Origin of the sequence: Marinovum sp. (assembly GCF_048263515.1) — a bacterium.
Taxonomy (GTDB): domain Bacteria; phylum Pseudomonadota; class Alphaproteobacteria; order Rhodobacterales; family Rhodobacteraceae; genus Marinovum.
On sequence record NZ_JBLXEC010000008.1, the window covers coordinates 58511 to 71369 of the forward strand.

The 12859-nt window shown below is 66.3% G+C and carries 11 protein-coding genes and 2 tRNA genes; 2 read left to right on the forward strand and 11 right to left on the reverse strand.

What is annotated here, in order from left to right:
- Positions 1–42: 42 nt before the first annotated feature.
- The 3 genes from ACN0SE_RS09745 to dapF are packed head-to-tail and all read right to left on the reverse strand — an operon-like array spanning position 43 to position 2755.
- Positions 43–669: an FMN-binding negative transcriptional regulator gene (locus ACN0SE_RS09745; RefSeq protein WP_417524321.1), complete on the reverse strand. Its 627-nt coding sequence runs from the start codon at positions 667–669 to the stop codon at positions 43–45.
- Positions 669–1922, reverse strand: a complete 1254-nt coding sequence (gene mtaB, locus ACN0SE_RS09750) for a tRNA (N(6)-L-threonylcarbamoyladenosine(37)-C(2))-methylthiotransferase MtaB (protein ID WP_417524322.1) — start codon at positions 1920–1922, stop codon at positions 669–671. Before mtaB ends, ACN0SE_RS09745 begins: the two co-directional genes overlap by 1 nt.
- A complete protein-coding gene (dapF, locus tag ACN0SE_RS09755; RefSeq protein ID WP_417524323.1) occupies positions 1919–2755 on the reverse strand; it encodes a diaminopimelate epimerase in 837 nt (278 codons plus the stop codon). The genes mtaB and dapF overlap by 4 nt, the downstream gene beginning before the upstream one ends.
- Before the next feature lie 107 nt (positions 2756–2862).
- On the opposite strand from dapF, the gene ACN0SE_RS09760 reads away from it, so the two are divergent.
- Both ACN0SE_RS09760 and ACN0SE_RS09765 read left to right on the forward strand, forming a co-directional pair.
- Positions 2863–2938 (forward strand) — tRNA-Lys (locus tag ACN0SE_RS09760).
- A gap of 106 nt (positions 2939–3044) precedes the next feature.
- Positions 3045–4700 carry a mechanosensitive ion channel family protein gene (locus ACN0SE_RS09765; protein WP_417524324.1) on the forward strand — a complete coding sequence of 552 codons (1656 nt, stop codon included), beginning with the start codon at positions 3045–3047 and terminating at the stop codon, positions 4698–4700.
- Positions 4701–4795: 95 nt separating this feature from the next.
- Here ACN0SE_RS09765 and egtD read toward each other — a convergent pair whose 3' ends face one another.
- The 8 genes from egtD to leuD form a co-directional block, all read right to left on the reverse strand.
- Positions 4796–5746, reverse strand: a complete 951-nt coding sequence (egtD, locus tag ACN0SE_RS09770) for an L-histidine N(alpha)-methyltransferase (protein WP_417524325.1) — start codon at positions 5744–5746, stop codon at positions 4796–4798.
- A complete protein-coding gene (egtB, locus tag ACN0SE_RS09775) occupies positions 5746–7008 on the reverse strand; it encodes an ergothioneine biosynthesis protein EgtB (RefSeq protein WP_417524326.1) in 1263 nt (420 codons plus the stop codon). Before egtB ends, egtD begins: the two co-directional genes overlap by 1 nt.
- 222 nt (positions 7009–7230) lie before the next feature.
- Positions 7231–7307, reverse strand: a tRNA-Pro gene (locus tag ACN0SE_RS09780).
- A gap of 48 nt (positions 7308–7355) precedes the next feature.
- Complete coding sequence (locus ACN0SE_RS09785) at positions 7356–8300, reverse strand: DMT family transporter (RefSeq protein ID WP_417524327.1); 945 nt, start codon at positions 8298–8300, stop codon at positions 7356–7358.
- Positions 8301–8486: 186 nt separating this feature from the next.
- A complete protein-coding gene (gene leuB, locus ACN0SE_RS09790; protein WP_417524328.1) occupies positions 8487–9593 on the reverse strand; it encodes a 3-isopropylmalate dehydrogenase in 1107 nt (368 codons plus the stop codon).
- A gap of 173 nt (positions 9594–9766) precedes the next feature.
- The gene (locus tag ACN0SE_RS09795) at positions 9767–10744 is read right to left on the reverse strand and encodes an endonuclease/exonuclease/phosphatase family protein (RefSeq protein WP_417524329.1); all 978 of its coding nucleotides are present in this window, start codon (positions 10742–10744) and stop codon (positions 9767–9769) included.
- Positions 10745–10815: 71 nt separating this feature from the next.
- A complete protein-coding gene (locus tag ACN0SE_RS09800) occupies positions 10816–11571 on the reverse strand; it encodes a hypothetical protein (protein ID WP_417524330.1) in 756 nt (251 codons plus the stop codon).
- A 678-nt stretch (positions 11572–12249) separates the two neighbouring features.
- Positions 12250–12855: a 3-isopropylmalate dehydratase small subunit gene (gene leuD, locus ACN0SE_RS09805; protein ID WP_417524331.1), complete on the reverse strand. Its 606-nt coding sequence runs from the start codon at positions 12853–12855 to the stop codon at positions 12250–12252.
- Positions 12856–12859 lie beyond the last annotated feature (4 nt).

The following is a 12859-nucleotide window of genomic DNA, read 5'->3' on the forward strand; positions in this document are numbered from 1 at the left end:
GCCGCTGTCCTTTCGTTGCGGGAAGAGCGGCAGGTTAGCAGCCTATCCGCCGGTGTCCACGCCCCGCATGAGCGCGGCAAGCAGCGCCAGTTCCTGGCCCTGGCCATAAGCCGCGACGCCATCGGCGGCGCGCTGGCGCACCGGCGCTGGCTTGTTCTGGCCCAGCTTCCAGGTGCCGTCGATCTGCGCGATCTCGAGCTGGAAGGGCTGGATCATCCGCATCATCTTGTCCATCACGCCGGGCGACATCTTTTCCGACCGCCAGGGCGGCTTGGGCAGCAGGCGCTCCTCGAAAAAGGCGGTCTCGCGGTCGAGCAGGTCCCAGAGTTCTTCCTGCGGCAGCGGCTTGAGCACGCCGGTCAGATGCACCGCGACGTAGTTCCAGGTCGGCACCTGGTCCGGGGTCTCGTACCAGTCGGGCGAGATGTAGCTGTCCGGCCCGCTGACCGCGATCCGCGCCGGCAGTGCCTCGTTACAGGCCCGGGCGATGGGGTTGGAGCGCACGAGGTGCAGATCGGCCCCGGTCCCCACCTCATTGAGCAGAAAGGGCACATGCGACAGGAGCGGCGCGCCTTCGACCGTCACCGCCAGCACGCCAAAGCCGCGCTCGCGGGCAAACCCCAGAGAGCGCGCCTCGTCCTCGCGGCGAAAGGCCGGATTGGGATGCATCAGGCCACCAGCTGCTGGCCGTCGACGCCGGTGATGGTTGCGGTCACGATCTGGCCTTCCGGCTGGGCGGTGGCAAAGCGCACTTCGGCAAACTGCTCGGTGCGGCCCATGTGCGGGTTTTCCATCAACATGTGATGCACCCGCCCCTGCTGCCCCGCCAGATGCGCCGCGACCTGCGCCGCACCGGCCGCGCGCAACCGCCCGGCCCGTTCCTTGATCGCCCTGCCGTCGACCTGCGGCATGCGTGCCGCCGGGGTGCCGGGACGCGGGCTGTAGGGGAACACATGCAGCCAGGTCAGGTCGCAGTCCTCGACCAGTTTGAGGGAATTGTCGAACATCGCCTCGGTCTCGGTCGGGAAACCCGCGATGATGTCGGCGCCATAGGTCATCTCGGGCCGCAGCCGCCGCGCCTCTTCGCAAAAGGCGATGGCATCGTCGCGCAGGTGGCGGCGCTTCATCCGCTTGAGGATCATGTCGTCGCCGGCCTGCAGCGACAGGTGCAGATGCGGCATCAGCCGCGGCTCGGTGGCAATCGCCTCCATCAGCGCCGGGTCGGCCTCGATCGAATCGATCGAGGAGATGCGCAGCCGCGCCAGATCCGGCACCAGTTTCAGGATGCGCCGCACCAGATCGCCCAACCGCGGCGTCGCCGGCAGGTCCGCACCCCAGGAGGTCAGGTCGACCCCGGTCAGCACCACCTCGTTGTAGCCGCGATCCACCAGACGCTTGATCTGATCGACCACCACGCCGGCGGGCACCGAGCGGGAATTGCCCCGGCCATAGGGAATGATACAAAAGGTGCAGCGGTGGTCGCAGCCGTTCTGCACCTGAACATAGGCGCGGCTGCGGGTGCCGAATCCGTCGATCAGGTGACCGGCGGTCTCGGTGACGGACATGATGTCGTCGACCTTGACCTTCTCGGTCTCGCCGACGAAATCCGCCGCGAGGCCCTTCCAGGTCTCTGGCTGCATCTTTTCGGTATTGCCGACCACCAGGTCGACCTCGTCCATGGCAGCAAAGGTCTCGGGCTCGGTCTGCGCTGCGCAGCCGGTGACGATCAGCCGGGCACCCGGGTTCTCGCGCCGCAGCTTGCGAATCTCCTGCCGGGCCTTGCGCACCGCCTCGGCGGTGACCGCGCAGGTGTTGACCACCACGGCACCGTCGAGGCCGGCCTCAGCTGCCAGTTCCTTCATCGCCTCGGTCTCGTAGGCGTTGAGCCGGCAGCCCATGGTCGAAAAGACAGGCGCGCTCATGACAGGCTCTCCAGGAAGGCATCGGTCAGGGTGCCGGTAAAGACATGCGCCGTCGGCCCGGTCATCCAGACGCCCTCGTCGGCAACGCGGATGTGAATCACCCCGCCGTCGAGATGGATCGTCACCTCCGGCCCGGTCAACCCGCGCCGATGCGCCGCCACTGCGGTGGCGCAGGAGGACGAGCCAGAGGCCAGGGTCACGCCGGTGCCCCGCTCCCAGACCCGCATGCGCAGGGTGTTTTCACCGACCACGCTGGCGAATTGCACGTTGGTGCGTTCGGGGAACAGCGGGTGGTTCTCGATCTCGGGGCCGCGGGTCTCCAGATCGACCGCTTCCGCGTCGGCGACGAAGAAGGTGCAATGCGGGTTGCCCATGCCGGTGGCGGTGGGGCCGCCGGCGATCGGCAGCTCCAGCGTGTCCATCTCGCGCGCCAGAGGCACGCCCTGCCACTCGGTCTCGGGCGGGCCCATGTTGACCGAGGTCAGCCCCTGCCCCGCATCCCGCGCCTCGAGCACCCGGGTCCCGGCGCGCAAGCGCAGCGTCGTGGCGCCGGTCTCGTCCATCAGGTGACGGGCGATGCAGCGGGTCGCATTGCCACAGGCGGCGGAGACCGAGCCATCGGCGTTGTAAAACACCAGCTCGGCATCCACGCCTTCACCCGGCACGACAACCGCCAGTTGGTCAAAGCCCACGCCGCGCCTCCGGTCGGCCAGCGCAAGCGCCAGCGCCGGTGTCATCTCGAGCGCGCGGTCACGGCCATCAAGCACGACGAAATCGTTGCCGAGTCCGTGCATCTTCATGAAGGTCCGAGGTGTGTGATCCGATGTGTTCATGGGCGCGCATATACGCCTCTGTCAGAACTTATTCCAGAGCCTCGCACTTTTTCGCGTTTTCGGGGTTGACCCTAACCGCCGCAGTTTCTAGAAGCCGCCCACACAGTGGGCCGTTAGCTCAGTTGGTAGAGCAACTGACTTTTAATCAGTGGGTCGCAGGTTCGAATCCTGCACGGCTCACCACTGCACCAAAAGACTGGCAGAAGATGCCGCGCGACAGGATTTCCCTGATTGGCGCAGCGATTCCGCCCTGCCATGGAACCAACCTGGCAAGCCGGCGTTTGGTGGTATGATTCACCGCATCCGGCTTTTCCTCCTCGCAGTCCTGATCGGGCTGGCGCCCGCCCTTGTGGCCCAGGAAAAGGAAAGCCAGTCCTGGTACGAGGTCGAGGCGCTCAACAGCGGCCTGGAGACCGCGCCCGAGGGGCTGAACCGCTCGACGCCGCGTTCGGCGATGCGGGCCTTTGTCGAGCTGTCCGATGCCGGGCGATTCGACGCCGCGCAACACCTGTTGAATTTCAATGACATGGACCCGGCGGAACAGGCAAAGGTCGCCGAGATCTATGCCCGCCAGCTCTATCAGGTGATCGACCGCCGGGTCTGGATCGACTGGTCAGACCTGCCGGCGCGGCCCGATGCGCTGGTCGAGGACGGCAGTTCCAACAACCCCCAGGCAGGCCAGGTGCGCCGCGATCTTGGCATCAAGCTGTTCCAGCTGAACGGCCGCGCCTACGAGATCAGGCTCGCGCGCTACAAGACCCCCGGCCTGGAAGAGCCGGTCTGGCTGTTCACGCCCCAGACCGTGGCCGACGTACCGACCCTGCATGACGCCTACGGACCGCGAGCGTTTGAGCGTTACATCCCCAAAAGCCTGCAACACGAGGTCGGCGGCTTGCGGATCTGGGAGTGGATCGGCCTGCCGCTTCTGCTGTTTTCGCTGATCGCCCTCGGCTGGGCGGTGAAGTCGGCGCTGGACGCAGCGTCACGGCGTTTCGACCGGCTGTTTCTCAAGAACGCCTGCGAGCGCGCCAGCTTCCCACTGGCGCTTTTTGTCGTGGCTTTGGTGGCGCAGGGGGTGCTGCGGCTGGCGGTGTCCTTCTCGGGGCCGGTGACGGCGGTGGTGCAGCCGATACTGGTGGTGATCATGACCACGGCGGTGGGCATCGCCATCCTGCGAGTGATCGACGCCGTGCTCGACCGGATCACCGCGCGCTACGTCGGCGAGATCGACGATGCCCGCGGTCTCGACAAGCGCGAGCTCTATACCTCGATCTATGCGCTGCGGCGGGTGATCGTGCTGTTCATGGTGGGCTTCGCGATCATCTTCGTGCTGGTCCAGCTGAACCTCTTCGAATCGCTCGGCATCACGCTGCTGGCCTCGGCCGGGGTGATGACCGTTCTGCTGGGCATCGCCGGTCAGGCGGTGCTGGGCAATATCCTCGCCTCGCTGCAGATCGCCCTGGCCAAGCCGGTGCGCATCGGTGACAGCGTCGAGTTCGAGGGCGACTGGGCCTATGTCGAGAGCATCTTCTACACCTTCATGCGCCTGCGCACCTGGGACGAGCGGCGGATCATCGTGCCGGTGAAGTACTTCGTCTCGAAACCCTTCGAGAACTGGTCGGTCAAGGATGCGCGGATGATGCGCACGGTGAAGCTCTGGCTGGACCATTCCGCCGACATCGACGCCCTGCGCGAGACCTTCGAGGAACTGGCCGAAAAGCAGGAGGGCGTGATCGAGCCGCACAAGCTGTCGTGCTTCGTGACCGCGCATACCGAACAGGGGCAGGAGATCACCTGCTACGTCATGACCCCCGATCCTTCGACCGGCTGGGAGGTCGAGATGCAATTGCGCGAGAAGCTCCTGACCTTCGTGCGCGAAGAGCATCCCGAGTGGTGGCCGCGCGAACGGGTCATCGGCGCGCGGCATGCGCCGGGGGATGAATGAGGCGAGGGTGTTGCGGGCCTGCCCGGCAGCAGCCGGGCGCTCCGCAAGCGGCACAGCACGCGGCGTCTGAGGAAGGGCACGAAGCCCGGCTCCGATCACTGCGGCAAAAGCACCGCCACGGCAAAGGCCCGGTCTTCGTCGGTCAGCAACTGCTCCACGCGCCAGCCGGCGGGCACTACCAGCTGCGCCAGCGTCTGTTCGGTGTACTTGCGCGAGGCGCTGACGTGGATCGCCTCGCCCGCGGCAAAGTCGATCCGCGCCCCCGGCAGGCTGACGGTCTGCGCCCGGGTCGAGACCAGCTCCATGTCGATCCGCGCGAGGGCCGCGTTCCAGGTCGCGCGATAGGCAAAGGCCCCGGTGTCGAAATCCGCCCCAAGCTCGGCGTTGAGCCGGTGCAGGATGTTGCCGATGAACTGCGCCGTCACGCCCTGCGCATCGTCATAGGCGGCCACCAGCGTGGCCTCGTCCTTGACCAGATCAGCCCCGAGGATGAAGCCCTGCGCCCCCGGCCAGCGTCGGGCATGACGCAGCAGGTCGGTGGCGGCCTCTGGCGGCAGGTTGCCGATGGTCGAACCGGGGAAGAAGCCGACCTTGGCCATGGCGTCCAGATGCGGCGGCAGGCGCACCGGCGCGGTGAAATCGGCCACCACCGGCGCGATCTCGAGCCGCGGATAATGCGCCCGCAGGCCATGTGCCGTCTGATGCAGAAAATTGGCCGAAATATCGATCGGCACATAGGCCGCGAAATGATCGCCGGCGTCGAGCAGTGTTCGGGTCTTGACCGAGGCGCCGGAGCCGAACTCCACCAGAGCGCCGCCCTCAGGCACCAGCCCGGCCAGCTCTGCGGCATATTCCGTCAGGATCGCCGCCTCGGTGCGGGTGAGGTAGTATTCCGGCAACCCGGTGATTTCCTCGAACAACGCGCTGCCGCGCTGGTCATACAGCCACTTCGGGCTCAGCCGCTTTTGCCGTTGCGACAGCCCCTCCAGCGCGTCCTGCAACAGCGCATTGGCGCCGGGCGAAAGAGCGCGACCCGAGCCGTCCATCAGGCCACGTCCCGGGCCAGCCGCAGCCCCATCATCTGCCAGCGCTGGTGCGGGTAGAAGAAGGTGCGGTAGCTCACCCGCATCTGCTCGTGCGGGGTCGCGCAGGACCCGCCGCGCAGCACCCGCTGGTTGACCATGAACTTGCCGTTGTATTCCCCCAGCGCGCCCTCCGGCGGGCGGAACCCGGGGTACGGCGCGAAATCCGAGGCGGTCCATTCCCAGACATCACCCCAGACGCCCTCGCCCGGCATCGGGCGCAGCATGCCGATGGCGTCTTCGTCGCCCATCAGGTTGCCCTCGATCGGGCGGTCGCGGAAGGCCGTCTCGTGCTCGGCCTCGGTGGGCAAGCGTGCGCCGGCCCAGCGGGCAAAGGCATCGGCCTCGTAATAGCTCACATGCACCACCGGCGCCTCGAGCGCCACCGGCTGCGGGCCGCGCAGGGTATAGGTCCACCAGGTGCCGTCCTGCTGCCACCAGTAGAGCGGATGTTGCCAATCCTCGCGCTGCGCCACCGCCAGCCCCTCCATCAGCCAATGACGGGCGTCGGCATAGCCGCCGTCCTCCATGAATTCGATCCAGTCGCGGTTGGTGACCGGGCGGTTGGCAATCTCGAAGGGCTCCAGCCAGACCTTGTGGCGCGGCCCCTCGCAATCATAGGCAAATCCCCGGCCGTCATGGCCGATCTCGACCAATCCGCCGTCATGGCGGTCAAAGCGCAGCTCGGGACCGGTGGTCACCTCCAGCGGCTCGGGCTCCTTGTAGACCGGCAGCAGCGGATTGAAGCTCAGCCCGTGCAGCAGGTCGGTCACCAGCAGCTCCTGGTGCTGCATCTCGTGGTGACAGCCCAGCTCGACCAGCCCGGCGATCTCTTCGGCGTCATCACGGTGCTGCGCCAGCAGGGTGGCAAGACTGTCCTCGACATGGGCGCGGTACGCCCGCACCGCCTCGCCGCCGGGTCGCGAGACCAGCCCGCGCTTGTCACGGGCGTGCCGAGGGCCGGCCTGCGTGTAGTACGAGTTGAACAGAAAGGCGAAGCGGTCGTCGGGCGAGCGATAGCCCGCGACCCGTGGCTTGACGATGAATTCCTCGAAGAACCACGTGGTATGGGCCAGGTGCCATTTGACCGGCGAGGCGTCCTCCATGCTTTGCAGCATGGTGTCCTCGGGGCTGAGCGGGGCGGCCAGCGCCTCGGTCCTTGCGCGGGTGCGGGTAAACAGATCAAGTGCCTGGTTCGGCGTCAGCGGCGCAAGGGCTGGGGTCATTGAAACGTCCTCGGTCGGAATTGGCCTGGTGATCGTCCCGGTCAACTTAGAGGCGGGGCGGCCAGATCAAGTCAGAGCATCGAGATTTGACGGGGATGTGACGGTTCGGGACTTCGCCGGACTGCGCGACGGCCGGACGACAGGCGCGCGCCTTGCAAAGGCGATTTGCCGGAAATCTGAGGGGGGATGTGCGCGGCCCCACCCGGGAGGCCTTGCGCAAATTGGTCGGAGTGAGAGGATTCGAACCTCCGGCCCCTGCCTCCCGAAGACAGTGCTCTACCAGGCTGAGCTACACTCCGACCGTGACGGGCGGATTACATGGGTGCTTGCCGCTTTGCAAGAGGTATTCAGTCGGTTTTCCACCGCCGCAGGAAGGTCGAGGTGCGAATGCTGCCGGGGCTGTAGCCGCGGCTGCGGTTGCGCAGCACCGGGGTGGTGCTGGATTTGCCGCCCCGGCTCTCGCGGTAGACGATGTAGAGGCCCGACAGGATGATCAGACCGGCGCCGTAGAACGTCGGCCGGTCAAGGCTTTCGCCGAACAGCAGGAAGCCGAAGACCGAGGCCCAGAGGATCTGCGAATACTGCATCGGCGCCACGATGGCGGCCTCGCCGAAGCGATAGGCGGCGATGACACACATGCTGGCGGCAAAACCCAGTACCGCGATCACGCCCAGCGCGCCAAGGTCCACCACCGGCATGGCGACATAGACAAAGGGCAGCGCCGAGCCCATCAGCAGGAAGTTGCCCGCCAGCGGATAGAGCATCAGCACCACCGGACGCTCGTCCTGGCCGATCTTGCGCACCACGATCGAGGCCAGCGCATTGCAGGCGGCCGAGCCCAGGCCGGCGGCATGGCCGAGGGTCAGATCCTGCGCGCCGGGCCGCAGCACCACGATGACGCCGGCCAGACCCACGATCACCGCCGCCCAGCGGTGCAGGCCCACGCGTTCGCCCAGCACCGGGATCGCCAGCACGGTGATCAGCAGCGGCGCGACGAAGAGCAGCGTGTAGGTCTGCGCCAGCGGCAGCACGGAAAAGGCGTAGAAGGCCATCAGCCCGGCGCCCAGCGATGTCAGCACCCGCAGAAGCACCCACCAGGGATGCACCGGGCGCAGGTTGTCGCGGGTGGGGTCGCTCATCAGCACGAAGGTCAGCAGCGGAAAGCTGAACAGCCCGGCAAAGAAGATGATCTGTACCGGGGAATAGGTGCCGCCGAGGTACTTCACCACCACGTCATGGACGGAAAACATGGCAAAGCCCAGAAGGGCGAAAAGCAGGCCTTTGATGTTCATGGGGGTCTCGCAGAGATTGCCGCCCCGCGGGACGAATTGCGTACATGCCCCCTTAGGGCGAGAGCTTTGCGCAAATCAAGGCCGATTTGCCGAGCCCCGCCCCGGCGTTCTAGCGGCCATGCGCAGGGCGCAGAGCTGCGGCAAGGGAGGCAGGGGTGGGTGCCGGGGCACCCACCCGAGGTTTCTTTACAGCGAGGCGTCGAGCGCCGCGAGGATGGCATCGCCGGCCTCGGAGGTGGACACCGGCTTGGCGCCATCGGCCTGCAGCAGGTCGGCGGTGCGAACCCCGTCGGCCAGCACCTTCTCGACGGCCTTCTCCAGCCGGTCGGCCTCGGCACCCTGGTCGAAGCTGTAGCGCAGCGCCATGGCGAAGGAGAGGATGCAGGCGATCGGGTTGGCCTTGCCGGTGCCGGCGATATCGGGGGCCGAGCCGTGCACCGGCTCGTAGAGCGCCTTGGGACGGCCATTGGCCATCGGTGCGCCGAGCGAGGCCGAGGGCAGCATGCCGAGCGAGCCGGTCAGCATTGCCGCGAGGTCCGACAGCAGGTCGCCGAACAGGTTGTCGGTGACGATCACGTCGAACTGCTTGGGCCAGCGGGTCAGCTGCATGGCGCCGGCGTCGGCGTACATGTGGGTCAGCTCGACGTCGGAATATTCCGCCTGGTGCACCTCGGTGACCACGTCACGCCAGAGCACGCCCGATTCCATCACGTTGGCCTTTTCCATCGAGCAGAGCTTGTTGTTGCGTTTCCGGGCCAACTCGAAGGCCGACCGCGCGACGCGGGCAATCTCGCTCTCGGTGTAGCGCTGGGTGTTGACCCCGACGCGCTCGTTGCCTTCCTTGAAGACGCCGCGCGGCTCGCCGAAGTAGACGCCCGAGGTCAGCTCGCGCACGATCATGATGTCGAGGCCGGAAACCACGTCGGTCTTCAGCGAGGAGAAATCCGCCAGCGCGTCGAAGCACTGGGCGGGCCGGAGGTTGGCATAGAGGTCCATCTCCTTGCGCAGGCGCAGCAGGCCGCGCTCGGGCTTGAGCGAGAAGTCGAGGTTGTCGTACTGCGGGCCGCCCACGGCGCCCAGCAGGACGGCGTCGACTTCCTGTGCCTTGGCCATGGTGTCGTCATGCAGCGGCGTGCCGTGCTTGTCATAGGCGCAGCCGCCGACGAGGTCTTCGCTGACCTCGAACTTGAGCCCGCGCTTGTCGCCGTACCAGTCGATGATCCGGCGGACCTGTGCCATGACCTCGGGGCCGATGCCGTCACCGGGCAGGATCAGAAGGGAAGGCGTGCTCATGGGCGGTTCCTTTGTCGAGAAAAACGTTCCCGCATCGCCTATCCAATGCCTGCCGGAGGGTCAAGAATGACAAGGGCCCGAGCATCGCGCGCCGCGCCCCGGACCCCGCTCCGGGGCCTCATGGCGGGCGCTGAGGCCCCGGAGCGGGGTCCGGGGCTGCGTCACGCGCGGGGTCACTCGTTCGCCGGGTCCGGCGGCCAGTCAATGTCGACCCAGACCAGCGCATGGCGCGAGGCTCGGGCCGCGAGGCTCTCGGGCGCGGGCCAGAGCGTGCCGCTGCCCAGCACCGTCAGAGCGGCCGAGGGCAGCATGTAATCGACCCGCAGGTTGCCCGGCACCGGCTCTGCCCAATTGGCGGTGTCCAGCGCCGGATCGCCGCTTTGGCCGGGGTTGGCCTCTTCGGCGGCGGCGGGATCGCGGGGCGCGGGGTCCTGCAACCGCGGATCACCCAGCAGCAGGCGGATGGCGTCATGCCGACCCTCGCCATCCTCAGGGTCGAGGTTGGCATTGCCCATCAGCGCGACATGCTCCGGCACCGGCCCGAAGGCGCCGTCGAGGTAATGCCGCCAGAAGATCACCTCGTCATGATTGCGCCTGCCGTTGCGGTCCTCCGGCCCGTCGAAGACCGGCGGCGTCGCGGAAAACGCCAGCACGGTCAGAGAGCCCCCGGGCAAAACCACCGGCACCGCCCAATGCGCCACGCTCGACAGCGGCACCAAGCCTTGCACCGCCTCCGGCACCTCGGCCCCGTCCATCAGGTGCCCCGGCAGATCGCGCCAGGGCAGGTCGGTGTACTCCTGCGCCTCGGCCAGTGGATAGAGTGACAGGAGCGCCATGCCGCCATCGCCGGTGAAGAAGCCGAAGCCCAGCGCATCCTCGGCCTCCTGCAACCGCCCGTCGCCATCGAGGTCCGCACCGATATCCCGCCCGGCGTTCTGCGGCGGCGCAAAGAGATGCGGGTAGTCGAGGCCCTCGGCCGCGATCCGGTCGCGCAGGGCAGTCAGCGTCAGCAGGGTGACGTCATGGTCAAGGTCTGTGAGCAGCAGGATATCGGGGCGCATCTCGCCCAGCAACTGCGCCACGGCGGTGACCTGAGGGTCCTCCCCCTTGAGGATATCGCGCAGCAGCAGGCCCGGGCCCTTGCGGCTCAACTCGACATGCCAAGTGGCAAGGCGGAGCGGCTCAGCCGCGAGCGGCCCGGCCAGAAACGTAAGGAGAAGGATCAGCCAGCGTGCTGGGCGCGGGCATAGGCCCGGCGGCGCTTTTCCTCGATCAGGTCGGCGACCCGGCCCATGGCGATGCCGCGCATGATCATGCTGGCGGGAATGAAGGCCCATGCAACCATCGTCCATACAAAGCTCTGCGAGTCAAACAGGGTAAAGGCGTCGAACACCCCCGAGGTCAGCCGGATGAAGGCCGGGATCACGAAGGGCAGCACAACCCCCGCCGCAATGTTCAGCCAGCCGTCACGGCGCAGCCGCGGCAGCACGTCGCCACCGGTGGTGGGGTCAAAAAGCGGCAGGTTGATCCAGACGTTGAAGGCGCCATTGCGCGACGGCCAGTCATAGATCCGCACCAGCAGCGCAAAGGTGGCCAGCGCGGTCAGCGACATGGCATAGACCAGCGCCGCACCGTCGCGGGCCCGTTCGACCAGTTCGAGGCTGGTGTCTGTAGGCAAACCGTAGATGAAGATGCGCACCGGTGAATACGGCAGATCGAGGAGCTCGCCCATGGACGAAGCCCCGCGCGATACGATGCCCGACAGCACCCCCGGCTCGGCACTTTGGCGCGACAGCCAGGTCAGGCAGACCACCATCAACAGCAGCATGACAAAGCGCATGCGGTTGAACGGCGGCGCGTGGCGGAACTCGACAAAGCTGGGATAGGAGGAGGCGTATTCGGCAAAGACGAAGACCCCCGCGAGGATCGCCACCAGTACCGATATCTGCGCGCCATCGGCACCGTTCGGACCGAGCATCAGAGATGGCAAGACGACCATGCTCGACACCAGCAATGCCCGTACCGCCGCACCGAAAATGCGTGAAATCACTGCCCCATTCCCTTCAATCCGGTCGGGCGCGGTACGATGCCGAGCCCTTGTTCCCGTTTGATGCCGCTTGGGTAACTGCGGCCTGCCTCATTCTTGCCCAATTGTTGCCCCTTTTCGGCCGGTGTCTCAACCGTCTGTTCACTGTATCGAAACTATTCGGGCAATTTCGTGGGTTGGGTGGTGCCCGATTGCATCAATAATACGGCAGGAAAACGTCAATGAAAACAGTGCACACCAGATGTTGGGGCGCAGACGTATAGGCCTACAAGCCCCGCGACATACCTCCGACGTGCTGCCCTATTCCCCGGCAGGTGGCGTGCTGCCCCGATGTGCCGGCTTGTCCGAATCCACGAGAGATCGCCCTGCCCTGTGACCGGGCGCACAGCGGTTTGCATTTCGGCCGTGAGGTGATCGATTCGCAGGCAGCTCCACCCAAGCGAGCGGCGCGCGGCTGGTCATCCCCCCGGGAGATTGGCAGTGGCAGGTTCGAACCGACCTCGATCAGCACTGCCGAGGGCGCCCTTTGACTGCCCCCGACCCCCGCAAAACGAAAAACGGCGCGGAGGTCCGCGCCGTTCTCCATGTCTCTTTCAGGATCGCCGGGGCTCAGACCCAGGGACGCTCCTGCGCCGCCTTGGCCTCGAAGCTCTCGATCGAGTCCTTCTTGGCCATGGTCAGACCGATGTCGTCGAGGCCTTCCATCAGGCAATGCTTCTTGAACGGGTCGACGTCGAAGCGGATGGTGCCGCCGTCGGGGCCCTGGATCGTCTGGTTTTCCAGATCGACGGTCAGCTTGGCATTGGCGCCGCGCTCGGCGTCATCCATCAGCTTGTCGACGTCTTCCTGCGGCAACACGATCGGCAGGATGCCGTTCTTGAAGCAGTTGTTGTAGAAGATGTCGGCAAAGCTGGTGGAGATCACGCATTTGATGCCGAAATCCGCCAGCGCCCAGGGGGCGTGTTCGCGCGAGGACCCGCAGCCGAAGTTGTCGCCGGCGACGAGGATCTGCGCGTCGCGGTACTGCGGCTTGTTCAGCACGAAATCGGGGATCTCGCTGCCGTCGCGGTTGTAGCGCATCTCGTCGAACAGGTTCTTGCCGAAGCCGGTGCGCTGGATCGATTTCAGGAACACCTTGGGGATGATCATGTCGGTGTCGATGTTGACCAGCGGCATCGGGGCCGCAGTGCCGGTCAGTTTGGTGAATTTTTCCATTCGT

Excerpts from the sequence above, each read along its gene's own strand:
- ACN0SE_RS09745 (WP_417524321.1), bottom strand. The coding sequence starts at position 669 with ATGCATCCCAATCCGGCCTTTCGCCGCGAGGACGAGGCGCGCTCTCTG.
- mtaB (WP_417524322.1), bottom strand. The coding sequence starts at position 1,922 with ATGAGCGCGCCTGTCTTTTCGACCATGGGCTGCCGGCTCAACGCCTAC.
- dapF (WP_417524323.1), bottom strand. The coding sequence starts at position 2,755 with ATGAACACATCGGATCACACACCTCGGACCTTCATGAAGATGCACGGA.
- ACN0SE_RS09765 (WP_417524324.1), top strand. The coding sequence starts at position 3,045 with ATGATTCACCGCATCCGGCTTTTCCTCCTCGCAGTCCTGATCGGGCTG.
- egtD (WP_417524325.1), bottom strand. The coding sequence starts at position 5,746 with ATGGACGGCTCGGGTCGCGCTCTTTCGCCCGGCGCCAATGCGCTGTTG.
- egtB (WP_417524326.1), bottom strand. The coding sequence starts at position 7,008 with ATGACCCCAGCCCTTGCGCCGCTGACGCCGAACCAGGCACTTGATCTG.
- ACN0SE_RS09785 (WP_417524327.1), bottom strand. The coding sequence starts at position 8,300 with ATGAACATCAAAGGCCTGCTTTTCGCCCTTCTGGGCTTTGCCATGTTT.
- leuB (WP_417524328.1), bottom strand. The coding sequence starts at position 9,593 with ATGAGCACGCCTTCCCTTCTGATCCTGCCCGGTGACGGCATCGGCCCC.
- ACN0SE_RS09800 (WP_417524330.1), bottom strand. The coding sequence starts at position 11,571 with ATGCTCGGTCCGAACGGTGCCGATGGCGCGCAGATATCGGTACTGGTG.
- leuD (WP_417524331.1), bottom strand. The coding sequence starts at position 12,855 with ATGGAAAAATTCACCAAACTGACCGGCACTGCGGCCCCGATGCCGCTG.